Raw genomic sequence first — 21944 nt, 5'->3', positions numbered from 1 at the left:
CGTCCCGCAGCACCAAGAACGTGGATGCCCGGGACAAGCCCGGGCATGACGAACTTTTGGGAATGACTACCGCCGCTCGCTCACGCCCATCTCCGCAGAGCTCTTGGCTTCCTGCGCGAGCTCGGCCGACAGCGCAGCGGTCTGGGCTGGCGTACCCCAACTCGGTTCCTCGCTTCCGTCGCCCCAGGCGCGCGGGCGGTAGAAGGTGTGCACGCCGGTCTTGTACATCTTCTTCATCTCGGCGACCCAGGACGGGCGCACCCAGTAGGCGTGATAATGAGTGGACTTGCCCACCTCGGGCAGCCAGATCTGGCCGTCGAGCATCGCCTTCGCGATCTTCCTGGCGCGCTCCCACATCTCGGGCTCGCGGATCACGTCGGCGTTGTTGTCGCAGGCGAAGGTGAACTGGCAGGCGAGATGGCGGTGCTTGTTCTGATAGACCGCTCCGCACACGGTGTCGGGATATTTGCCCGAGAACACGCGGTTCATCACCACCTGCGCCACAGCCATCTGGCCGCGAACGGCCTCGCCGCGCGACTCGAAATAGACGGCTTCCGCAAGGCACTTCTCGGACTTCGCGCGCGACTTGTCGTCGAGCGCGAGACGCTCCGCCGGCGATCTGGCGCGCTGGTTGTCGGCGTTGACCTCGCCCTTCGGCGCGACGCTCTCGCCGCTCTCGATATCCTTTGCGATGTCCACCGTCGGCGGCGATAGCGAGGCCGTCACCTTCATGTCGGGATCGGGCATCACGATCAGCGGCTCGGCGCCGGGTTGCCAGCTCTCGATGCTTTCGAGATTGCCGCCGAGCGAGGAGCTGCCGAAGAACAGGTTGGAGGTCTTGACGCTGAAGGGATCCCGCACCGGCGTCGTCGGCGCAGTGGTCCGCTTAAGCGCCTCGAGCGGCTGCACCGCGAACGCGCGCGCGGCGTCGCTGGCCCGCGGTGGATTGGAATATTGCGGCAGCGGCGGCGCGCGGAGCGCTTCCTGGAGCTCGGGATCGAGGGCGGCCGCGGATTCCGGCGACATCGCCTGCGGCAGCGCCGCGGTCCTGGCGCCGAACACCGAGCTGTTCGACGTCGCGGGATCCTGCTGCGCCGGTGCCGCAGCGGGCGCGGCCGCCTCGGGAGCCTCGGTCGGCGCAACGGTCGCGAGGCGATCACCCTTCATGGAGCGATCGACCTTGGGAAAGTCGGAAGCCTGGTAGCGCGGCGCAGCCTGCAGCGCCGGATTGCGGCTGATCGCGCCGGTGACGTCGCGGCCATCGAGGCTCGCCAGACGAACCATCGCGCTTTGCGGAACCGAGGTGCCGATGGGGCGGGAAAAACTGTAGGTGGCGAGCTGGATCGAGGACGCCGCGGAGAACACCTGCTTCTGCCAACGCTCGGCTACGCCGGGTTGGCGCGCCAGCAGAGAGGCAATATCCTGATAGCCGGTCTCTCTCGGCATCAATGCGAAGATGCAGAGACCGATGCCGAAGGACGCGAACCGCGCGCCCTTCGGATGGTTACGCAACACAGACATCGATACGCTCACGCTACGCTTACGCCAGAAAAATCGAAACGCAGTACATCCGTGCAATTCGATCTTTATCGTAAGTATCCAATTTAGGTTGCCGGGGCGTTAATCGGCGTTGCGCGTGCGGCACACTCAAGCGATTGCAGGTGTTTTCACGGGGTGATCGCGCACGGTGGTAAACGCGTCCTCACGCGAAGCGGTAAACAACCGGTCAACGCGAATGGTGAAGGAACTCTTGCTGGCGCGTATCATTACGGGACGCGCGTGTGGTTCCTTGTTGTCCGAGCTTCCGCCTCGTCATTGGAGGAGCTGTTGCGACGAAGCAATCCGGGCCGCCGCCGTGGAGAGATTCTGGATTGCTTCGCTGCGCTCGCAATGATGGGTTGGCGAGAGCATCGCGAAAACGAAAAGAGGCGGAGTTTTGGCCCCGCCTCTTTCATCCAGCATTCTAGTTCTGCTTACGCCTGGCTGGCGATCGCCTTGCCGAGTGCGGCTTGCGCCGCTGCGAGACGGGCGATCGGCACGCGGTAGGGCGAGCAGGAGACGTAGTCGAGGCCGATGTTGTGGCAGAAGGCGACGGAAGCGGGATCGCCGCCGTGCTCGCCGCAGATGCCGACCTTGAGCTTCGGGCGGGTCTTGCGGCCGCGCGCGACGCCGATCTTGACGAGCTCGCCGACGCCTTCCTGGTCCAGCGCGACGAAGGGATCGACCGACAGGATGCCCTTCGCCACGTAGGGACCGAGGAAGCTCGCCGCGTCGTCGCGGCTGATGCCGTAGGTGGTCTGCGTGAGGTCGTTGGTGCCGAACGAGAAGAACTCCGCCGACTCTGCGATCTCGGCCGCGAGCAGACAGGCGCGCGGCAGCTCGATCATGGTGCCGACCTGATAGGTCAGCTTGGTGTTGGTGTCGCGCATCACCGCCTGCGCGGTCGCATCGATCCGCGCCTTGACGAGGTCGAGTTCCATCTTGGTCGCGATCAGCGGCACCATCACCTCGAGGCCGACGGCCTTGCCGGTGCGCTTCTCGGCTTCGACCGCCGCCTCGAAGATCGCACGCGCCTGCATCTCGGCGATCTCCGGATAGGCGATCGCGATGCGGCAGCCGCGGAAGCCGAGCATCGGATTGAACTCCGAGAGCTCGCGCGCGCGGTCAGCCAGGCGCCGCGGGTCGGTATTCATGGCGCGTGCCACTTCCTCGACCTCGGCGTGGGTATGCGGCAGGAACTCGTGCAGCGGCGGGTCGAGCAGACGGATCGTGACGGGCAGGCCCTTCATGATCTCGAACAGCTCGACGAAGTCGGCGCGCTGCATCGGCAGCAGTTTTGCGAGCGCCGCGCGGCGGGACTGCTCGTCCTCGGAGAGGATCATCTCGCGAACCGTGCGGATGCGGGTCTCTTCGAAGAACATGTGCTCGGTGCGGCACAGGCCGATGCCTTCGGCGCCGAACTTGATCGCGGTGCGCGCGTCGTCGGGCGTGTCGCCGTTGACGCGGACGCCGATCTTGCGGACCTGGTCGGCCCAGGCCATCAGCGTGCCGAACTCGCCGGACAGCTCCGGCTCGATCATCGGCATGCGGCCGGCGAGCACCTGGCCAAGCGAGCCGTCGATGGTGATGACGTCGCCGGTCTTGAAGGTGCGCGAACCGATGCTCATGGTGCCGCGGCCGTAATCGACACGGATGGTGCCGCAGCCGGAGACGCAGGGCTTGCCCATGCCGCGCGCGACCACCGCCGCGTGCGAGGTCATGCCGCCGCGCGTTGTCAAAATGCCTTCGGCGGCGTGCATGCCGTGGATGTCTTCCGGGCTGGTCTCGATGCGGACCAGGATGACCTTGCGCCCGTCGGCCTGAAGCTTGGCGGCCTCGTCCGAGGAGAACACGATCTCGCCGGAAGCAGCACCCGGGGATGCCGGCAGGCCGGTCGCAATCACGTCGCGCTTGGCGTTGGGATCGATGGTCGGATGCAGCAGCTGATCCAGCGAAGCCGGATCGATCCGCGTCACCGCTTCCTTCTTGGAGATCAAGCCTTCATTGGCGAGCTCGACCGCGATGCGCAGCGCCGCCTTGGCGGTGCGCTTGCCGCCGCGGGTCTGCAGCATCCACAGCTTGCCGCGCTCGACGGTGAACTCCATGTCCTGCATGTCGCGGTAGTGCTTCTCGAGCTGCGTGTAGATCCGCGTCAGCTCCTTGAAGGCCTCCGGCATCGCCGCTTCCATCGACGCCTTGTCGGAGCCCGATTCCTGGCGCGCCTCCTCGGTGATGTCCTGCGGCGTGCGGATGCCCGCCACCACGTCCTCGCCTTGCGCGTTGATCAGGAACTCGCCGTAGAGCTTGCTCTCGCCGGTCGAGGGGTTGCGGGTGAAGGCAACCCCGGTCGCCGACGTCTCGCCCATGTTGCCGAACACCATGGCCTGCACGTTGACCGCGGTGCCCCAGGATTCCGGAATGTCGTGCAGCTTGCGGTAGGTCACCGCGCGCGCATTCATCCAGGATGAGAACACCGCGCCGATCGCGCCCCAGAGCTGGTCGTGCGGGTCCTGCGGGAAGTCCTTGCCGGTCTCGCGCGCGACGGCGTCCTTGTACTTGCCGACCAGCTCGACCCAGTCCTCGGCGGTGAGGTCGGTGTCGAGGGTATAGCCCTGGCCGTCCTTGAAGGTGTCGAGGATTTCCTCGAAGTGATGATGCTCGAAGCCGAGCACCACGTCCGAATACATGGTGATGAAGCGGCGATAGCTGTCGTAGGCGAAGCGGCGGTCACCCGACAATTCCGACAGCGCTTCCACGGTCTGATCGTTGAGGCCGAGGTTGAGCACGGTATCCATCATGCCCGGCATCGAGGCGCGCGCGCCGGAGCGCACGGAGACGAGCAGCGGGTTCTTGGCATCGCCGAAGATCTTGCCGGTCAACTTGCCGACATAGTCGAGCGCCTTCTCAACCTGCGACTGCAACTCCTTCGGATAGGATTTGTCGTGGGCGTAGAAATAGGTGCAGACCGAGGTCGGGAGGGTGAAGCCCGGAGGCACCGGCAGGCCGAGATTGGCCATCTCGGCAAGGTTCGCGCCCTTGCCGCCGAGCAGGTCGCGCATCTCCGTGCGGCCCTCGGCCCTGCCGTCACCGAACGTGTAGACCCATTTGCCGGCCTTGCCCGCGGCCGGCGCGGCCTTGGCTGATACAGCCTTCTTCGGCGCAGGCTTCGCAGCGACCTTCGGCAGAGCCGCCTTGGTCACAGCCTTCGCAGCCGGCTTGGCAGCAGCCTTTGCGGCAGTTTTGGCGACCGGCTTTGCGGCAGCTTTGGCGACCGGCTTGGGCGCGCTCTTGGCAAGCGTCTTGCGGGCTGCCGGCGCGGCTTTCGCCTTGGCGGAAGACTTTGATTTCGCTGGAGTTTTATTGGGCTTCGAGGCGGCTTTGGCCATAGCTTGCACACAACCTGCGAGAGGAATGGGAATTCGCGGGCCTTACACCATTTTGGGCGGGCCCGCGCAAGTCGGACAGTTCCGGAAAATGAACCCCTAGAGGCGGAGCCATTTCAGGAGCCCAAGCCCGATCGCACCGTTCACAATAAGGAAGATCGCGACGATCAGGTTGAGAAGTCGCGGCATGATCAGGATGAGCACGCCCGCAATCAACGACAGGATCGGCGAAATGTGGGCGACGGTGATGTGCATGAATTTTCTTTCTGTGGAGGGGGGCGAATCGCGGGCGGATCATAGCCCTCCCGGTTCCGCGAGTAGAGACGCGCAAGACGTGATGCGAGTTCCGGCACCCACGAAAACTGCCTGAAATTGCCGCGAATGCGGCGGGCCTTTTCCCGGAACATTGCGAAGGGTGCATGCATTGGCCAACCGGTCGCGCCATTGGCGCGTCCGAAAATAAAATTCACGTCGAAGGAGTTGTCCATGCGGAACAGGATTCTCGCTCTTGTAGCGCTCGCGGCCGCGATCGGCTCGCCCCTTGCGGCGCAGGCGCAAAGCGGTGTCACCGTCGGACGCGCGCCCGCCGTGGTCGACAGCGGCCCAACCATCGCAGTCGAACAGCGGCCGGCCTTCCGCGAGTACGTCGTCGAGCAGCGTGTGCCCGCCTTCAGCATTCCCGATCGCATCATCGTCGGCACGACATTACCCGAGGCAGGCGTCACCTATTATGACGTGCCGCAACGCTTCGGCGCCACCACCTACCGCTACACCGTCGTGAACGGCGAAACCGTTCTGGTCGAGCCGCGCTCGCGCCGCATCGTCGAGGTGCTGGACTAGCACGGATCGACTGTTGGCACTGATCGACTAGATGTCCGGCGCGTCACTTCAATCAGGCTGGCGCGAGCAGTGTAAATCGGACATCAGGCCCCGCCCGGTCTTCCCCCCGCCGGGCGGGGCTTTTTGCGCTGTCATTCCGGGCGCGCCACTTGGCGCGAGCCCGGAGTCCATACTCACGATGGTGGTTATGGATTCCGGGCTCGTGCTTCGCACGCCCCGGAATGACAGCGGTATTTGCCCCGCGAGCGCGACCTCAATCCTGGATCTTCGAGAAATCCGCCACCGCGCGCGTGGCGCTGCGAATCTCGTTCAGCAGCTTGAGGCGGTTCTCGCGCACCTTCGCATCGTCGTCGTTGACGCGGACCTTGTCGAAGAACGCATCGACCGGCGGACGCAGTTTTGCCATGGCGCTCATCGCGGCAACATAATCATCGCGAAACACAGCATCACGCGCCTGAGGTGCTATTTCGTCGATCGCCGCGGCCAGATCTCTTTCTTCGATCAATGTATAAAGATTTGGATCGGGATCATCGTGATAGATTCTTCCGTCCTTCTTTTCCTCGATACGAAGGATATTTTCAGCGCGTTTCGTCCCAGCGAGGAGATTCTTACCATCGCTCGTTTCGAGAAATTTCCCCAAAGCCTCAACTCGACGAACGACAGACAGAAGCCCCACCTCGCGTCCGCCTAGGTCGAGAACAGCAGCGACCAAATCGTGCCGGGCCCCGTCTTCGCGCAGTTGAACGGTTAAGCGATCCTCGAAGAAGACTCGGAATGAATCACCAATGTCCGAGATTTCGATAGCGGATAGACTCGGACGGATTTCTCTAACGTGCTTCTCAAGGAAATGACGCGGATAGAAATCGAATCCACGATCGAGCGCAATTCTAATCACGCCAAGTGCAGCTCGGCGCAAAGCGTACGGGTCTTTGCTTCCCGTGGGTTTTTCATCAATCGCCCAGAAACCGACCAAGGTATCAATCTTGTCTGCCAGTGCGACCGCAACGCTCACCGGATCGGTCGGCACCCGGTCAGTCGGTCCTTGCGGCTTGTAGTGCTCTTCGCACGCAGCGGCGACCGAAGCATCCTCGCCTTGAGCCAAGGCATAATACTTGCCCATTAACCCTTGCAATTCCGGGAACTCGCCGACGACTTCCGTCAGCAGGTCCGCTTTGGCCAGATGCGCGGCGCGCTTCGCTTTCGCGGCGTCCGCCCCAACCAACGTCGCCATGTACTCAGCTAGCCTCTCGATGCGACCGATGCGTGCGGCCTGCGTGCCGAGTTTCGCATGGAACACGATCTGCGCGAACTTCGGCAGACGCTCCTCGAGTTTCGTCTTCAGGTCCGTCTCGTAAAAGAACTTCGCATCCGACAGGCGGGGACGGATCACGCGTTCGTTGCCTGATACGATGACCTTGCCGCCATCGGACGCCTCGATATTGGCGGTGAGGACGAACTTGTTGGTCAACTTCCCGGTCTTGGGATCCTTGACGACGAAGCACTTCTGGTTGTTGCGGATGGTGGCGCGGATCACCTCGTCCGGGATCGCGAGATATTCCGCTTCGAACGATCCCATCATGACGACGGGCCATTCGACGAGGCCCGAGACCTCGTCGAGCAGCACCTGATCTTCGACCAGTTCGAAGCCCTGCGCGAAGGTCAGCTCCTTGGCGTCGGCGAAGATGATGTCCTTGCGCGCCTGCGGATCGAGGATGACCTTTGCGGCCTTCAGCTTCGCTTCGTAGTCTTCAAAACGACGCACGGAAATCGCGTCCGGCGCCATGAAGCGATGACCGTAGGTGGTCTGGCCGGTCGTGATGCCATCGACCTCGAATTTCACGACATCGGGCTCTTCGGTCTCGAGCCCGAAGGTCGCGGTGATCGCGTGCAGCGGACGCACCCAGCTCAGCGAACCCGGCTTGCCGGAGCGCGCGCCCCAGCGCATCGATTTCGGCCAGGGGAAGGTGCGGATGATGACGGGCAGGATTTCCGCGAGCACGTCGATCGCGTCGCGGCCAGGCTTCTCGATCAATCCGATGTAGAAATCACCCTTGGGGTCGCGCTGGATTTTTGCTTCATCCAGCGACTTCAATCCCGTCGCCTTCAGGAAGCCCTGCACAGCCGCGTCGGGCGCGCCGACTTTGGGCCCGCGGCGTTCGGTCTTGAGGTCAGGCTGGCGCGCGGGGATGCCGTGCACGGTGAGCGCGAGGCGGCGCGGCGTCGCGAACGCCTTCGCGCCCTCGTAAACCAGGCCTTCGGCGACGAGCTTGTCGGTGACCATGCGGCGCAGATCGTCGGCCGCCTTCGCCTGCATGCGCGCGGGGATTTCTTCGGAGAACAGTTCAAGCAAAAGATCGGGCATCAGGCCGCTCCGCCCGCTTCAGTATGGATCCAGGCCTCGCCGCAGGCCTTGGCCAGCTCACGCACGCGAAGAATGTAGCTCTGCCGCTCGGTCACGGAGATCACGCCGCGGGCATCGAGCAAGTTGAAGACGTGGCTGGCCTTGATGCACTGGTCGTAGGCCGGCAGCGCCATCAGATGCGCCTCGCGCTTGTCGTCCTTCCAGCCGGCGTCGAGATATTTCCGGCAGGCTGCCTCCGCCATCTTGAACTGCTCGAACAGCATCGCGGTGTCGGCGACTTCAAAATTGTGCTTCGAATATTCGCGCTCGGCCTGCAGGAAGACGTCGCCATAGGTGACTTTGGCATCGCCGTCGCGGCCGTTGAAGTTGAGGTCGTAGACGCGGTCGACGCCCTGCACATACATCGCGAGGCGCTCGAGACCGTAGGTGAGTTCGCCCGCGACCGGCGCGCATTCGAAGCCGGCGACCTGCTGGAAGTAAGTGAACTGGCTGACTTCCATGCCGTCGCACCAGCACTCCCAGCCGAGGCCCCAGGCGCCCAGCGTCGGGCTCTCCCAATCGTCCTCGACGAAGCGGATGTCGTGCACGGCGGAATCGATGCCGATCGCGGCCAGCGACTTCAGGTACAGTTCCTGAAGGTTCGGCGGCGACGGCTTCATGATCACCTGGAACTGGTAATAGTGCTGCATCCGGTTCGGGTTCTCGCCATAGCGGCCGTCCTTGGGCCGGCGCGAGGGCTGCACATAGGCCGCGTTCCAGGGCTTCGGCCCGAGCGCGCGCAACGTGGTCGCCGGATGGAAGGTACCCGCGCCCATCTCCATGTCGTAGGGCTGCAGGATCACGCAGCCCTGCTCGGCCCAGAACCGCTGGAGCGCGAGGATGAAGCCCTGGAACGAGCGTTCCGGGCGCATATGGGCGGGCAATGAGGCGTCCATCGTCAGATCAGGCTCTCGCGGGGGGTTTTGAATCGCGCGGGACCGTATCGACGGCGGGAGTGGGAATCAAGGCAAAGGGGCGGATTCGGGCTTAACGGCCGCCGTAGAGTGACGGTGCCGTAGGGTGGGCAAAGCGAAGCGTGCCCCCCATCGTCGCCACGATCGCCGAAGGGAATGGTGGGCACGGCGCAAGAGCGCCTTTGCCCACCCTAGGGCACCTTACATGGGGCGCGCCTAACCCGGCCGATACGCTCCGGTCACGGGGTCACGTTTCAGGGTCTGGATGTTCCCCATATGGGCGGCCTCGGCGACGCGCGAGAGGCGCATCTCCTCCAGCTCCCGGTTGATCCTGACAGCAGTCTTGTAGGCCCAGCGGACCACGGCAAGCCCACCCAGGACGCCCGCGAAAGCGACGAACGGCGGCATCGGTCGATCCTCGTTGAGTGCTCAGCCCCCACGCACATTGTTGCGCAGTCGGGGCTGCGCCGCAATCGGCAGGCCAAGAGGCCAAATGGCGCGGGAGGGCTGCGCCTAGAACCCGAATTTCGCCCAGATCGCCCGCGTCTCAAGCGCCGAGATCAGATCGTCCGGCAGGCCGACCATTGATTCCATGGCCGAAAGCTGCCCCGCGCCGGGCGATTTCCGGCCCAGAAAGCCGGAGAGCAGCCCGGTCGGCTGCGCGATCACGGGGGTGAGAACCTTCTCGCCATAGCGGGCACGAAGAGTTGAGCGGAGATCGCCGATGCTGTCGGCGAGCCCCAGCGCGATCGAACTCTCGCCGGCCCAGTATTCGCCCGTGAACAGGGCGTCGTCCGCGCCCTTGAGGCGCGCGCCACGGCTCTCCTTCACCAGGGAAATGAAGATCTGATGGATTTCGCGCTGGAGCGCCTTCAGCTTGGCGACGTCGTCGGGGTTCTCGGGGAGGAAAGGATCGAGCATCGCCTTGTGCGCGCCGGCCGTGTAAAGGCGCCGCTCGATGCCGAGCCGCTTGATCGCCTCCTGGAAACCGAAGCTGCCGCCGACCACGCCGATCGAGCCGAGGATCGAAGAGGGATCGCAGATGATCTCGTCGCCGGCGCAGGCGATCATGTAGCCGCCGGACGCCGCAACGTCCTCGACGAACACGAGCACCGGCAGCTTCTTCTCCGCCGCGAGCTGCTTGATGCGCAGGTAGATCTGGCGCGACTGCACCGGCGAGCCGCCGGGCGAGTTGATCACCAGCGCCACCGCCTTGGCGTGCCGATACGAGAACGCGCGCTCCAGCACCCGCGCGACGCCCGCCAGCGTCATGCCCGGGCGCAGCGGCGTCACCGCACCGATCACACCGGACAGCCGCACCACCGGTACGACCGCGGTACCGGGGCGGAAGCGCGCCGGCAGATATTGCATGAGCTTGTCGGCCAGGCCGGAACTCTCACGATCTTTCAATTGTTCGGCCATGCCGTTACCTCTGATTAACCATTTCTTATCACGCGACTGTCATTGGAAGTGCCTGGAACGTGTTTTGCAGATTTCTCGTTGGGAGGCTGCAATGAGGCAGCGGAGAACACCATGAAAATCTATCTGCTGATGCTGCTGATCGGTGCGCTGTTCATGGCGATCCGCTTGACGTCCCCGCAAGAGCAGCAGTCGGAATCGCTTCCGCAGTAAGCCGTCACGGTTCCATCAGCGGCAAGGCCGCTCTCCCCTCCAGAATCTCCGTCACCTCTTTTTTGGACACGCCTGACTCGTCGTTGAGCATGAGGCCCGGCAGCAATCGCGTCGGAGCCCGGCCGCCTTTGACCGCACGCACCAGCACGCGGATCGCGGGCCGCCCCGCCTCACCGTGAACCGGCAGGATCGAAAGGCTCCCGAAGCCGCGTGACAGCGCCGCCAGGACATCGGCGATTCCATCTGCGCGCCAGATCAATGTCAGCACACCATTCGATCGGAGGATGCGCCGCGCTGCATGCACCCAGGCATGCAGGGTCTCCTCCGTCGCCACATGCGCGGTGTGACGCGCCTGATCCGGCGAGCCGCGATGCCGGGCCGGATCGTTGAAGGGCGGATTCATCAGCACCGCGTCGACGCTGTCGGGCGGCAGCCCGTTTGCCGCAAAGGCCGTGGCGTCGGCGGTGACATCGAGCAGGATGATCTCGGCGGCAAGCGCATTCGCGGCTGCATTGGCGCGCGCGAGCTCGGCCAGCTCCGGATCGATCTCGACCAGGCTCAGCCCGATACCAGCGACGCGCCGGGCCAGCGCCAGCCCGGCCGTGCCGATCCCGGCGCCGAAATCGACCACGCGGTCCCCGGGGCGGGCCTCCGTCGCCGCCGCAAGCAGAATGGCGTCGTGCCCGGCTCTGTGGCCACTCCGCTTCTGCCTCAGGCGCAATTGCCCGCCGAGAAAGGCGTCCTCGGTGATATCTGCGGCCTCACTCATCGCCGCGCAGTTCGTGGCTGAGGCCGGCCTCGGTGAGGAGCTCCCGCGCCTCCTGGGCGTCGTCCTCATGAACCAGGATCCGCCGCGGCAAAATGCCGAGCGAGCCCTCGATGATGCTCATGTTCTGGTCCAGCACCAGATGATGGATGTTGGCGCCGTCGAGCAGCGCGCCGATCGCCGACACCAGCACCATATCGTTGGTCCGAACCAGTTCACGCAAAACGCAGGTTTCCTTGCCTGAGAGGGGGCTAAAGCGGCAAATGTCAATGGTTCCGCGGGCCTTGCCGCATCCGCCGCCAGTTTCTATTGTCTTTCCGTCAGAATAGCCCCTCCGGGGCAAATATTGGAGACCGGCGTGGCCGTCATCGTACCTTTCGAAACTCCCGGCGCGTCGATCGAAGAGCTGGTTGCCCTTGTCGCCCCTGATATGGAGCGCGTCAACGCCACGATCCTGTCGCGGACCGGTTCGGACGTGACCATGATCCCGGAGGTCGCCAACCATCTGATCTCCTCCGGCGGCAAGCGGCTGCGGCCGATGCTGACGCTCGCCATGGCCAACCTCGCCGGCTACACCGGCGACGGCCACATCAAGCTCGCCGCCTCCGTCGAGTTCATGCATACCGCCACGCTCCTGCACGACGACGTCGTCGACGAGAGCGAGATGCGCCGCGGCAAGCTGTCGGCCCGCATGCTCTGGGGCAACGAGGCGAGCGTGCTGGTCGGCGACTTCCTGCTCGGCCAGGCCTTCCGCATGATGGTCGAGGTCGGCTCGCTCCGCGCGCTCGACATCCTCTCTGCGGCCGCCGCCACCATCGCCGAGGGCGAGGTGATGCAGCTGGCCGCCGCCAAGAACACCGCGACCACCGAGGACGAATATCTCGCCGTGATCCGCGGCAAGACCGCCGAGCTGTTCGCGGCGGCCTGCGAGGTCGGCCCCGTCATCGCCAACCGCCCCAAGGCCGAGCAGACCGCCTGCCGCTCGGTCGGCATGAATCTCGGCATCGCCTTCCAGCTCGTCGACGACGTGCTCGACTATGGCGGCAAGAGCGCAAAGCTCGGCAAGAACACCGGCGACGACTTCCGCGAGGGCAAGATCACCCTGCCCGTCGTGCTCGCCTTCCGCCGCGGCAACGACACCGAGCGCGCCTTCTGGATCCGCGCGCTCGAGCGCGGCGAGATCGGCGACAGCGATCTCGATCACGCCATCGGGCTCATGAACAAGCACCGCGCGCTCGAGGACACGCTCAGCCGCGCCCAGCACTACGGCGCCATGGCGGTGGACGCACTGGCGCTGTTCCCCTCCTCGCCGATGAAGAGCGCGCTGGAGCAGGTGGTGGCGTTCTGTCTGGCAAGGTCGCACTAGGCTTTTGCGTTTCGGCGCATCGCCAGCGAAACACTCGGTGTCGTCCCGGCGAACGCCGGGACCCATACCACGTGATCTATCGATACAGCTTTGGTGCAAGTACCGATAACATCCGATCTTCGCCAAACCACTCCCTGTGGTTATGGGTCCCGGCGTTCGCCGGGACGACACCGGTGAGATAGGTCCGGACTATCTCCACATCGTCATTGCGAACGCAGCGACTTGTCCGCCGAAGCCTTGGCGAAGGCGGAGCAATCCAGAATCCCTCCGCGGAGACGGTCTGGATTGCTTCGCTTCGCTCGCAATGACGGAGTTCGGGGCAACAACACAGTCACTCTCGTGTCCCGGACGCGCTGCAACGCCCTTCGCGTTGCTGCGCAGAGCCGGGACCCACGGGACATCCGCAGTCATCAGCAACATGGGCCCCGGCTCTGCAGCGCACCGCTGAAGAAGCGCTGCGCTGCGTCCGGGGCACGAGGTTGCCCAGTCACTTGCATTTTGCAAGTCACTCACCTACCTTCCCGCCATGCAACCCAAATCCCCCTCGATCCTGGAATGCCCGGTCGGCCGTGCCGTCGAGACGGTCGGCGAATGGTGGAGCATCCTGATCCTGCGGGATGCGTTTCAGGGTGCGACGAAGTTCGACGAATTTTCGCAAAGCCTCGGGATCGCTCCGAACATCCTGTCGCGGCGCCTCGCTCACCTCACCGCGAGTGGCATGTTCGTGCGGCGCCGCTATCATGAGCGGCCGCCGCGTTACGAATACGTTCTGACCGACAAGGCGCGGGATTTCTTCCCGGTGATCGCTACGCTGCTCGCCTTCGGCAACAAGCATCTCGCGCCCAAGGGCGAATCCATTCTGCTGGCGAACCGGAGCGACGCTCGCCCGTTCGATCCGGTCGTGGTCGACGCTACCGACATGCAGCCGATCACGCTCGCCAATACGGTCGTCGTCGCCGGTCCCCGCGCCAGCCGCGGCATGCGCAAGCGGATCGCTTCACTCAAGGCCATGAACCCGGCCGTCGCGCCGGCTGGAGAGTAATATGCGTCGTATCGTCGTGACGGGAATGGGCGCGGTGTCGCCGCTCGGCTGCGGTGTCGAAACCTCATGGCGCCGGCTGCTCGCCGGTCAAAGCGGACTGCGCCCGCTGCCCGAATGGGCGCAGGCGCTGCCGGCGCGCATTGCCGGACTCGTGCCCGACAAGGCCGACGATGCCGATGGCGGCTTCGATCCCGCGCAGGCCGCCGCACCAAAAGACCAGCGCAAGATGGATCGCTTCATCCTGTTCGCGCTGCTCGCGGCCGCCGAGGCGATCGCGCAGGCGAAATGGACGCCGCAGGATGCTGCCGCGCTGGAGCGCACCGCGACGATCATCGCCTCCGGCGTCGGCGGTTTCCCGGCGATGGCGGAGGCGGTGCGCATCACCGAGCAGCGCGGCGTGCGCCGGCTCTCGCCGTTCACGATCCCCTCGTTCCTGGCCAATCTCGCCGCCGGCCACGTCTCGATCAAATACGGCTACAAGGGCGCGCTCGGCACACCGGTCACCGCATGCGCCGCCGGCGTCCAGGCGATCGGCGATGCCGCGCGCATGATCCATGCGGGCGAAGCCGACATCGCGATCTGCGGCGGCGCGGAGGCCTGCATCGACATCGTCAGCCTCGGCGGCTTTGCCGCGGCCCGTGCGCTATCGAGCGGGTTCAACGCGGAGCCGGCGCGGGCCTCGCGCCCGTTCGATCGCGACCGCGACGGCTTTGTGATGGGCGAAGGCGCCGGCATTCTTGTCATCGAGGAACTCGAACATGCGCTCGCGCGCGGCGCCACGCCGATCGCAGAGGTGATCGGATACGGCACGACGGCGGACGCCTATCACATGACGTCCGGCCCGCCCGACGGCGACGGCGCCCGCCGCGCCATGGAGATCGCGCTTCGGCAGGCGAGCCTTGCACCGGCAGATCTGCAGCACCTCAACGCCCACGCAACATCGACGCCCGCCGGCGACGAGAGCGAGCTTGGCGCGATCGCCGCGCTGTTCGGCCGTAACCGCGGCATCGCCGTCAGCGCGACCAAATCGGCCACCGGCCATCTGCTCGGCGCCGCCGGCGGCCTCGAGGCGATCTTCACCGTGCTTGCCCTGCGCGACCAGATCGCGCCGCCGACGCTCAACCTCGAAAACCCCGATGCGGGCGCTGAGGGCATCGACATCGTCGCCGGCAGCGCGCGGCCGATGCCGATACAACACGCAATCTCCAACGGCTTTGGCTTCGGCGGGGTCAATGCCAGCGTGATCTTCCGCCGCGCGGGCTAAACGAGAGCCTTGCAATCGCGGCCCGCTCCGTTACCAAAACAGGATGATCGAAACGAATTTCTGGCTGTTCCTGGCCGCAGCCTGTCTCATTGCCGCCGTTCCCGGCCCCGGCATCTTCTACGTTGCGGCACGGACCTTGTCGGAGGGACGCACCAGCGGGTTTGCATCGACCGCAGGCACGGCGCTGGGCGGACTGGTTCATGTCGTCGCCGGCGGCCTCGGCATCTCCGCAATCATCCTCGCCAGCGCCGAATTGTTCGCCGCCGTCAAATTCGTCGGCGCGCTCTATCTGGTCTGGCTCGGCATCAAGACTTTCCGGAGCGCCGGCCGCGCACTGTCGCTCGAGGGAGAGCCGGCCGGTGACACGCGTGCGTTCCGCGACGGCGTGCTGGTCGAGGCGCTGAACCCGAAGACCGCCGCGTTCTTCCTCGCCTTCATTCCGCAATTCCTCGATCCCGCGGGATCGAGCCCCACGCTGCAGTTCATCATGCTGGGCGCGATCTCGGTGGCGTTGAACACGCTTGCCGACGTCGTCGTGGTGCTGATGGCCTCCGCAACACGCACGCAGCTGATCGGACGGCCGCACCTGGTGCGACGTCTCACGCAGGGCTCCGGCGTCTTCATTGCAGGCCTCGGCCTGTCGCTGGCACTGGTGCGGCGGCCTGTGAATGGATAGCGCCCCGATGCCCGCCCCGCAAAGCCGCTTCTACGAGTCTCATGGTCTACGGCTGCATTACGCCGATTGGGGCAATGAGGGCGCGCCGCCTCTCATCCTGGTCCATGGCGGCCGCGATCACTGCCGGAGCTGGGACGTCATCGCCCGGTCGTTGCAGCCGCATTTTCACGTGGTCGCACCCGACCTGCGCGGCCATGGCGATTCCGACTGGACCAGGGGCGGCAGCTACGCACTGACCGAATATGTCTACGATCTCGCCCAGCTCATCCGCACCATCGCAGCGTCTCAGGTGACCCTCGTCGGCCATTCGATGGGCGGCATGGTGAGCCTGATCTTTTCAGGGTCATTCCCTGAACAGGTCTCGAAGCTGGTCGTGCTCGACGGCGTGACGATGCTGCCGGACACGCCAAAGCCGCCGGCGCATGAGCGCATCGGCAAATGGGTGGTCCAGCTCGACAAGCTGCACGACCGCTCGCCGCGCCGCTATGCGACCCTGGCGGACGCAGCGGCGCAGATGGTGCTTCACAACAGGCGCCTGTCCCGCGACCTCGCGCTGCATCTCGCCACGCACGGCGCACGGCAGAATGAGGACGGTACCTATAGCTGGAAGTTCGATCCCTATCAGCGCGCCTCGGCGCCGCACCGGCTCTGGCCGGACGACCACATCGCGCTGTGGTCGCGCATCACCTGCCCGACGCTGCTCTTGAACGCCGGCGAAAGTTTTCTCGCCGGTGCCAGAGCAGCAGGCCTGGAGCGTTATTTCCCGCAAGCGCGCGTCGAGACCATCGCCGGGGCGGGACACTGGCTGCAGCACGACAAGCCGCAGGAAGTGCTGGGCGAGATCCGAAAGTTTCTCGAGCTGACCGAGCAAAGCGCGGGTTAGCCGCACTGCCGTAGGGTGGGCAAAGCGAAGCGTGCCCACGCTTCCGTCTCCGTATCGGAAAGATGGTGGGCACGGCGCAAAAGCGCCTTTGCCCACCCTACGGCACCGTCCCCGGAGAGAGACTCAGCTCAACGTCCCCGCATGCACCCACCAGCCGGGGTGATCGCGCCGGATCTTTTCGGCCGCGGCATGGGTATCGGCGGGCGAGCCGTAGATCGCAAAGCACGTCGCACCCGAGCCGGACATGCGGGCCAGCTTGACGCCGGCGGAGTCGCGCAGCGCTTCGAGCACCTCGCCGATCACGGGTTCGATCCGCAGCGCGGGCGCTTCGAGATCGTTGGGAACGCTTTCGAGAACGTCGACCCAATCGGCGATCGACCCACCCTCCTCCGGCCAGGCCGGAGCTCGGAAGACCGAGGTGGCGCCGACCAGGAGCTCGCCGTTGCGCAGGCCCAGCTGCTGGAAAACATCCTTGGTGGCCACAGGCACGCGCGGATTGACCATCACGCAGGGCATGCTCGGCAGTGCGAGCGGCAGCAGCTGCTCGCCGACGCCGGTCATGTCGCAGGCGCGCGAGAACAGGCACACCGGCACGTCGGCGCCGGTCGCGAGCGCGACCTTCTGCAGGCGAGGATCGTCGAGCGACAGATTGTTCAGACGCGCCAACAGCCGCAGCGCCGCTGCCGCATCGGCCGAGCCGCCACCGATGCCGGCGGCAACCGGCAGCACCTTGTCGAGCGCAAACGCGCCGAGCTTCAGGTTCGGCACGGCCTCCGCCAGCAGCTTGGCCGCCTTGAACACGAGATTGTCCGCGGTATCGCCGCAGGCCGCGGCCAGCGGTCCGGTGGTTGCGAGCTTCAGCTCGCCGCCCGGCTCCAATGTGAGCCGATCGGCGCAGTCGGCAAACGCGACCACGCTTTCGAGATCGTGATAACCGTCGGCGCGACGGCCAACGACGCGAAGGCTCAAATTGACCTTCGCGCGCCCTTCTTCAATCAACGCCGACATTGGCGATCAGCCCCCAACGAAAAACTCAACCGCCCTTGCCGTCGTCCTTCTTCTTTTCCGCCTGCGCGGCTGAAGAGTTCGAATTGTCCTCGGTCATGCCGTTAGCGATCTTGGCCTCGATCTTCGGAAGCTCTTCCGGCTCGGGCTTGAGGTCACGCGCATGCGCCCACTGGAACTTAGCTTCCAGCGTGCGGCCGACCCGCCAATAGGCATCGCCAAGGTGATCGTTGATGGTGGGATCCTCGGGCTTGAGGTCGATCGCGCGCTCGAGGTTCTTCACCGCTTCTTCGTAGTTGCCGATGCGGTAATAGGCCCAGCCCAGGGAATCGACGATGTAGCCGTCGTCGGGACGCTGCTCGACGGCGCGCTTGATCATCTTCATGCCTTCGTCGAGGTTCACGCCCTGGTCGATCCAGGAATAGCCGAGATAGTTGAGGACGTGCGGCTGGTCGGGCTGGAGCTCGAGCGCCTTCTTCATGTCGGCCTCGGCCTTGGCCCACTGCTTGGAGCGCTCCTCGCAGATACCGCGATAATAGTACCAGACGCTGTTGGCCTTGTCGTTGCCGGGCGGCAGCACGTCGACGCCTTGCGAATAGGTCGCGCCGCAGTCGCCGAACCTCTTGCGGCCGCGCTCGATGTTGCCGAGCGCCATGATCGCTTCGAGGTCCTTGGCATCCTCCGATGTAACGCCCTTGAGGATCTTGATCGCCTCGTCGGTGCGGTCGGCGGAATCCAGATCGATGGCAAGCTGGATCTGCGCGTTGCGCTTGAGCGGCGAGGTCGACGGCACGCGCTCATAGACCTTGATCGCCATCTGCGGCCGCTTCACGGACTCGTAGAGATCGGCCAGCGAGAGCAGCGCCAGCGGATGGGTCGGCTGGAGGTAGAGCGAGAGCTGGAGATAGACCAGCGCCAGGTCCTCGCCGCCGCGGCGGGTCAGCGTGGCACCGATGCCGTAGAGCGCTTCGGCGGCGCCGGCCTGGGCGGAATCGACCAGCGGCGGCATTTTCTTGCCGGCCTTGGTCTCGCGCAGGCCTTCCTGGATCAGCGGATGGCGCGCGAGCTTCTTGTCGAAGGCCTGATAGACGGTGGTCGCGGCGGCGGAATCCTTGTTGCGCGACAGCCAGCGCGCATAGGCTTCGGTCACGCGCAGCATGGAATCGTCGAGCTTGTAGGCGCGCTCGAAGCGGGTGCCGGCGTCCTTCTCCTTGCCGGAGAGCTCGAGGATCATGCCGGCGTGAAGGTCCTTGAACAGCGGGTACCATTCGGGACCTGCCAGCTTGTCGATGGTGGCGACACCGCCCTTGGCGTCCCCGGCACCGTAGGCGGCCCAACCCGACAGCAGCGTGGCGACGAGATCGGTGATCGGACCGCGGATCGACTGGTTGATGTTGGTCTGCGCGGCTGCGTACTTCTTCACCTTGAGATCATGCACGCCGACGACGAGACGCGCGACGCGGTTGGTCTTGTCGATGGTGAGGACGCGCTCGGCGAGCTTGACCGCTTCGTCGATGTCGCCGTCGGCGACCGACGAGATGAAGGCGCGGTCAAGCAGCTCGTTGTTCTTGGGATCGGTGCGCAGGGCCGAGCGGTAGAACGCAGCGGCGGAGGCCGCGTCGCGCTCGACGCTGGCATGGCGGGCGGCGAGATAGCTACCGGCACCCGTGAGCGACTTCAGATCGTTTCGGGTCGGAAACTGCGCCGCCGTGTTCTCCGGGTGATCCGGCGTCTGCGCCAGGACGCTGCCGGGGACGGTCGCGATCGCTGTGCCCATGAGGGCGATGGCAGCAACAGTCCAGCGGTTGAAACGATTTGAAAACATCAGGGCTCGCCTTGAGTTGGTAGTGCCTGGGTTTGCAGCAGAGGGCCGTATCGCATGCGAACGCGGCCGGTGGCATCGGGACCCGGAACCGTCCGGCGGACAATGCCGCTTTTGGCGCTTCGCCGCAAGGATTCGGGCCGGACGATCCCCTCCGCACGCCTTAAATCGGCCAAGTGACCGGCCAAGAGCGGTCCCAAGACGCTGCCAGTATGGCCTTATCGTGGCCGCGACCGGTGGCCGCAGCCGTGTCCTCACGCGAACGTGCGCCGGATCACCCTCGTGATCAGGTCCTTTTGCTCGGCCGGCCCTTACATCGCCTCGTAGTTCGGACCGCCACCACCCTCCGGAGGAACCCAGGTGATATTACCGTTGGGGTCCTTCACGTCGCAGGTTTTGCAGTGGACGCAGTTCTGGGCGTTGATCTGGAAGCGCGGGCTCGTGCCCTCCTCGACCCATTCATAGACGCCGGCCGGGCAATAGCGATTCGAGGGACCGGCGAACACGTCGTGCTCAGAGGTCTTTTGCAGGTTCATGTCGGTGACCTTGAGATGGACCGGCTGGTCCTCCTCATGGTTGGTATTGGACAAGAACACCGAGGACAGCTTGTCGAACGAGATCTTGCCGTCCGGCTTCGGGTAGTTCTTCGGCGTGTGCTGCTTGGCCGGATCGAGCGTGGCGCGATCGGGTTTGGCGTGCGCCTGGGTGCCGAACAGCGAAGCGCCGAACAGCGTGTTGCACCACATGTCGATGCCGCCGAGTGCGACGCCCAGCACGGTGCCGAACTTCGACCACAGTGGCTTGACGTTGCGGACCAGGAACAGATCCTTGCCGACCGACGACGAGCGCCACGCATTCTCGTATTCGACGAGTTCGTCATTGGCGCGATCGGCGGCCAGCGCCGCCGCGACATGTTCAGCCGCGAGCATGCCGGTGCCCATCGCATTGTGTACGCCCTTGATGCGCGGCACGTTGACGAAGCCGGCCGCGCAGCCGATCAGCGCGCCGCCGGGGAAGCTCAGCCTCGGCACGGACTGGTAGCCGCCCTCGGTAATGGCGCGCGCGCCATAGGCGAGACGCTTGCCGCCTTCAAAGGTGCCGCGGATCGAAGGATGGGTCTTGAAGCGCTGGAATTCATCGAACGGCGACAGGTACGGATCGTCGTAGTTCAGATGCACGACGAAGCCGACGGCGACGAGGTTGTCGTCGTAATGATAGAGGAACGAGCCGCCCCCGGTCTTCAGGTCGAGCGGCCAGCCGAAGGAATGCTGGATCAACCCCTTCTGGTGCTTGGCGGGATCGATCTGCCAGACTTCCTTGAGGCCGATGCCGAACTTCGCCGGCTCGCTCTTGGAGTCGAGCGCGAACTTGGCGATGAGCTGCTTGGTCAGGCTGCCGCGGGCGCCTTCGGCGAACAGCGTGTACTTGCCGAGCAATTCCATGCCACGGGTGAAGGAGTCCTTCGGCTTGCCGTCCCGGCCGATGCCCATGTCGCCGGTGGCAATGCCCTTGACGTTGCCGGCGTCGTCATAGAGCACCTCGGCCGCGGCGAAGCCCGGATAGATCTCGACGCCGAGCGCTTCCGCCTTGCGCGCCAGCCAGCGGCAGACATTGCCGAGCGAGCCGATGTAGCAGTGATGATTGTCCATCAGCGGCGGCATCATGAAGTTCGGCAGCTTGATCGCGCCGCCGGCCGTCATCCAGTAGAAGCGGTCGTCCTTAACCTGCGTTTTCAGCGGGCAGTCGGAATCCTCGCGCCAGTCCGGAACGAGCTTGTCGAGTCCGGCGGGGTCGATCACGGCGCCAGAGAGAATGTGCGCACCGACCTCCGAGCCCTTCTCGACCACGACGACGTTGAGATCGGCGTTGAGCTGCTTCAGCCGGATCGCAGCCGACAGGCCCGAGGGGCCGGCGCCGACGATGACGACGTCGAATTCCATGGATTCGCGCGGGGGAAGTTCTTCGGTGCTCATCTGATCTCAGCCCTTGAGACGGTCCTTGGTCATTTGCGCCCTCTTGTTTCCGATTTTTCCGGGTAGGACAACCACGGAAATGCGTTTCGCCGGGGTGCAAAGGGGTGCAAGGCGCCCTAAACTGGACTTCCCCGGTTCTGGTAGGCCAGAACCGGGGAAGTCCCATCTTTTTTGACGCGTTTTCTTCACGCGAACCGAGTGCCCACTTCGCTCGAAAACGCTATGCTCTAATAGTCAGACTTTCCCATGATACCCGAACCCGCACCCACCGTCCGCGAGCTTCTTGCCTTCTATCTGGAGGCCGGCGTCGATTGCGCGCTCGCGGGGGAACCGATCGACCGCCTGGCGGAATTGGATGCCCCGCCGCCGGCCCCGCGCGTGGCGCCTCCGGTCGAGGCACCGCGGCCGGTCGCCGCGCCGGCGGTGATGCGCGGCGAG

18 protein-coding genes and 1 pseudogene are annotated in these 21944 nt (G+C 65.0%); 7 read left to right on the top strand and 12 right to left on the bottom strand.

The window, feature by feature from the left end; translation table 11 throughout:
* Positions 1 to 66 precede the first annotated feature (66 nt).
* The 3 genes from XI03_RS02915 to XI03_RS02905 all read right to left on the bottom strand — a co-directional run bounded on the left by XI03_RS02915 (position 67) and on the right by XI03_RS02905 (position 5177).
* Positions 67 to 1521 (bottom strand): cell wall hydrolase, encoded by a 1455-nt coding sequence (locus XI03_RS02915; RefSeq protein ID WP_271591267.1) that lies wholly within the window; start codon positions 1519 to 1521, stop codon positions 67 to 69.
* Positions 1522 to 1973: 452 nt separating this feature from the next.
* Entirely contained in the window at positions 1974 to 4925 is a 2952-nt protein-coding gene (gene ppdK, locus XI03_RS02910; RefSeq protein WP_271591266.1) for a pyruvate, phosphate dikinase, read from the bottom strand.
* 96 nt (positions 4926 to 5021) lie between these two features.
* Entirely contained in the window at positions 5022 to 5177 is a 156-nt protein-coding gene (locus XI03_RS02905; protein WP_080670142.1) for a DUF3096 domain-containing protein, read from the bottom strand.
* Positions 5178 to 5408: 231 nt separating this feature from the next.
* On the opposite strand from XI03_RS02905, the gene XI03_RS02900 reads away from it, so the two are divergent.
* Positions 5409 to 5762 carry a DUF1236 domain-containing protein gene (locus XI03_RS02900; RefSeq protein WP_028141653.1) on the top strand — a complete coding sequence of 118 codons (354 nt, stop codon included), beginning with the start codon at positions 5409 to 5411 and terminating at the stop codon, positions 5760 to 5762.
* A gap of 253 nt (positions 5763 to 6015) precedes the next feature.
* On the opposite strand, the gene glyS is transcribed toward XI03_RS02900, so the two are convergent.
* From glyS to XI03_RS02870, 6 genes are all read right to left on the bottom strand, one after another.
* Positions 6016 to 8124: a glycine--tRNA ligase subunit beta gene (gene glyS, locus XI03_RS02895; protein WP_271591265.1), complete on the bottom strand. Its 2109-nt coding sequence runs from the start codon at positions 8122 to 8124 to the stop codon at positions 6016 to 6018.
* Entirely contained in the window at positions 8124 to 9059 is a 936-nt protein-coding gene (locus XI03_RS02890) for a glycine--tRNA ligase subunit alpha (protein ID WP_038948278.1), read from the bottom strand. The genes glyS and XI03_RS02890 overlap by 1 nt, the downstream gene beginning before the upstream one ends.
* Before the next feature lie 234 nt (positions 9060 to 9293).
* The gene (locus tag XI03_RS02885) at positions 9294 to 9485 is read right to left on the bottom strand and encodes a hypothetical protein (protein WP_028141656.1); all 192 of its coding nucleotides are present in this window, start codon (positions 9483 to 9485) and stop codon (positions 9294 to 9296) included.
* A 105-nt stretch (positions 9486 to 9590) separates the two neighbouring features.
* Positions 9591 to 10499 (bottom strand): S49 family peptidase, encoded by a 909-nt coding sequence (locus XI03_RS02880; RefSeq protein WP_028141657.1) that lies wholly within the window; start codon positions 10497 to 10499, stop codon positions 9591 to 9593.
* A 214-nt stretch (positions 10500 to 10713) separates the two neighbouring features.
* The gene (locus XI03_RS02875; protein WP_038972122.1) at positions 10714 to 11478 is read right to left on the bottom strand and encodes a tRNA1(Val) (adenine(37)-N6)-methyltransferase; all 765 of its coding nucleotides are present in this window, start codon (positions 11476 to 11478) and stop codon (positions 10714 to 10716) included.
* Entirely contained in the window at positions 11471 to 11698 is a 228-nt protein-coding gene (locus XI03_RS02870; RefSeq protein ID WP_018323354.1) for a putative signal transducing protein, read from the bottom strand. The genes XI03_RS02875 and XI03_RS02870 overlap by 8 nt, the downstream gene beginning before the upstream one ends.
* 135 nt (positions 11699 to 11833) lie before the next feature.
* On the opposite strand from XI03_RS02870, the gene XI03_RS02865 reads away from it, so the two are divergent.
* The 5 genes from XI03_RS02865 (at position 11834) to XI03_RS02845 (ending at position 16706) form a co-directional block, all read left to right on the top strand.
* Positions 11834 to 12841 (top strand): polyprenyl synthetase family protein, encoded by a 1008-nt coding sequence (locus XI03_RS02865; RefSeq protein ID WP_026202916.1) that lies wholly within the window; start codon positions 11834 to 11836, stop codon positions 12839 to 12841.
* Between the two features lie 526 nt (positions 12842 to 13367).
* Positions 13368 to 13883, top strand: coding sequence for a winged helix-turn-helix transcriptional regulator (locus XI03_RS02860; RefSeq protein WP_028141659.1), 516 nt, complete (start codon positions 13368 to 13370; stop codon positions 13881 to 13883).
* A gap of 1 nt (position 13884) precedes the next feature.
* Positions 13885 to 15147 (top strand): beta-ketoacyl-ACP synthase II, encoded by a 1263-nt coding sequence (gene fabF / locus XI03_RS02855; protein WP_271591264.1) that lies wholly within the window; start codon positions 13885 to 13887, stop codon positions 15145 to 15147.
* Between the two features lie 43 nt (positions 15148 to 15190).
* Positions 15191 to 15823, top strand: coding sequence for a LysE family translocator (locus tag XI03_RS02850; RefSeq protein ID WP_271591263.1), 633 nt, complete (start codon positions 15191 to 15193; stop codon positions 15821 to 15823).
* Positions 15824 to 15830: 7 nt separating this feature from the next.
* Positions 15831 to 16706, top strand: a complete 876-nt coding sequence (locus XI03_RS02845) for an alpha/beta fold hydrolase (protein ID WP_271591262.1) — start codon at positions 15831 to 15833, stop codon at positions 16704 to 16706.
* A gap of 123 nt (positions 16707 to 16829) precedes the next feature.
* Here XI03_RS02845 and XI03_RS02840 read toward each other — a convergent pair whose 3' ends face one another.
* The 3 genes from XI03_RS02840 to XI03_RS02830 form a co-directional block, all read right to left on the bottom strand.
* Positions 16830 to 17714: a 4-(cytidine 5'-diphospho)-2-C-methyl-D-erythritol kinase gene (locus XI03_RS02840; RefSeq protein ID WP_271591261.1), complete on the bottom strand. Its 885-nt coding sequence runs from the start codon at positions 17712 to 17714 to the stop codon at positions 16830 to 16832.
* A gap of 25 nt (positions 17715 to 17739) precedes the next feature.
* Positions 17740 to 19536 carry a tetratricopeptide repeat protein gene (locus tag XI03_RS02835; RefSeq protein WP_271591260.1) on the bottom strand — a complete coding sequence of 599 codons (1797 nt, stop codon included), beginning with the start codon at positions 19534 to 19536 and terminating at the stop codon, positions 17740 to 17742.
* Positions 19537 to 19844: 308 nt separating this feature from the next.
* Positions 19845 to 21506: an electron transfer flavoprotein-ubiquinone oxidoreductase gene (locus XI03_RS02830; protein WP_097668756.1), complete on the bottom strand. Its 1662-nt coding sequence runs from the start codon at positions 21504 to 21506 to the stop codon at positions 19845 to 19847.
* Between the two features lie 246 nt (positions 21507 to 21752).
* On the opposite strand from XI03_RS02830, the pseudogene XI03_RS02825 reads away from it, so the two are divergent.
* Positions 21753 to 21944, top strand: a pseudogene (locus tag XI03_RS02825) (uracil-DNA glycosylase); the annotation flags it as partial.

It is taken from the genome of Bradyrhizobium sp. CCBAU 65884 (assembly GCF_028128835.1).
Taxonomy (GTDB): domain Bacteria; phylum Pseudomonadota; class Alphaproteobacteria; order Rhizobiales; family Xanthobacteraceae; genus Bradyrhizobium; species Bradyrhizobium ottawaense.
This window is presented reverse-complemented; position numbering and strand designations above follow the sequence as displayed.

What these genes read in the sequence shown, in the direction of transcription:
- XI03_RS02845 (WP_271591262.1), top strand. Translation starts at nt 15,831, where the DNA reads ATGCCCGCCCCGCAAAGCCGCTTCTACGAGTCTCATGGTCTACGGCTG.
- XI03_RS02915 (WP_271591267.1), bottom strand. Translation starts at nt 1,521, where the DNA reads ATGTCTGTGTTGCGTAACCATCCGAAGGGCGCGCGGTTCGCGTCCTTC.
- XI03_RS02875 (WP_038972122.1), bottom strand. Translation starts at nt 11,478, where the DNA reads ATGAGTGAGGCCGCAGATATCACCGAGGACGCCTTTCTCGGCGGGCAA.
- XI03_RS02885 (WP_028141656.1), bottom strand. Translation starts at nt 9,485, where the DNA reads ATGCCGCCGTTCGTCGCTTTCGCGGGCGTCCTGGGTGGGCTTGCCGTG.
- XI03_RS02840 (WP_271591261.1), bottom strand. Translation starts at nt 17,714, where the DNA reads ATGTCGGCGTTGATTGAAGAAGGGCGCGCGAAGGTCAATTTGAGCCTT.
- XI03_RS02860 (WP_028141659.1), top strand. Translation starts at nt 13,368, where the DNA reads ATGCAACCCAAATCCCCCTCGATCCTGGAATGCCCGGTCGGCCGTGCC.
- XI03_RS02905 (WP_080670142.1), bottom strand. Translation starts at nt 5,177, where the DNA reads ATGCACATCACCGTCGCCCACATTTCGCCGATCCTGTCGTTGATTGCG.
- XI03_RS02835 (WP_271591260.1), bottom strand. Translation starts at nt 19,536, where the DNA reads ATGTTTTCAAATCGTTTCAACCGCTGGACTGTTGCTGCCATCGCCCTC.
- XI03_RS02830 (WP_097668756.1), bottom strand. Translation starts at nt 21,506, where the DNA reads ATGAGCACCGAAGAACTTCCCCCGCGCGAATCCATGGAATTCGACGTC.
- XI03_RS02900 (WP_028141653.1), top strand. Translation starts at nt 5,409, where the DNA reads ATGCGGAACAGGATTCTCGCTCTTGTAGCGCTCGCGGCCGCGATCGGC.
- XI03_RS02850 (WP_271591263.1), top strand. Translation starts at nt 15,191, where the DNA reads ATGATCGAAACGAATTTCTGGCTGTTCCTGGCCGCAGCCTGTCTCATT.
- fabF (WP_271591264.1), top strand. Translation starts at nt 13,885, where the DNA reads ATGCGTCGTATCGTCGTGACGGGAATGGGCGCGGTGTCGCCGCTCGGC.
- ppdK (WP_271591266.1), bottom strand. Translation starts at nt 4,925, where the DNA reads ATGGCCAAAGCCGCCTCGAAGCCCAATAAAACTCCAGCGAAATCAAAG.
- XI03_RS02890 (WP_038948278.1), bottom strand. Translation starts at nt 9,059, where the DNA reads ATGGACGCCTCATTGCCCGCCCATATGCGCCCGGAACGCTCGTTCCAG.
- glyS (WP_271591265.1), bottom strand. Translation starts at nt 8,124, where the DNA reads ATGCCCGATCTTTTGCTTGAACTGTTCTCCGAAGAAATCCCCGCGCGC.
- XI03_RS02880 (WP_028141657.1), bottom strand. Translation starts at nt 10,499, where the DNA reads ATGGCCGAACAATTGAAAGATCGTGAGAGTTCCGGCCTGGCCGACAAG.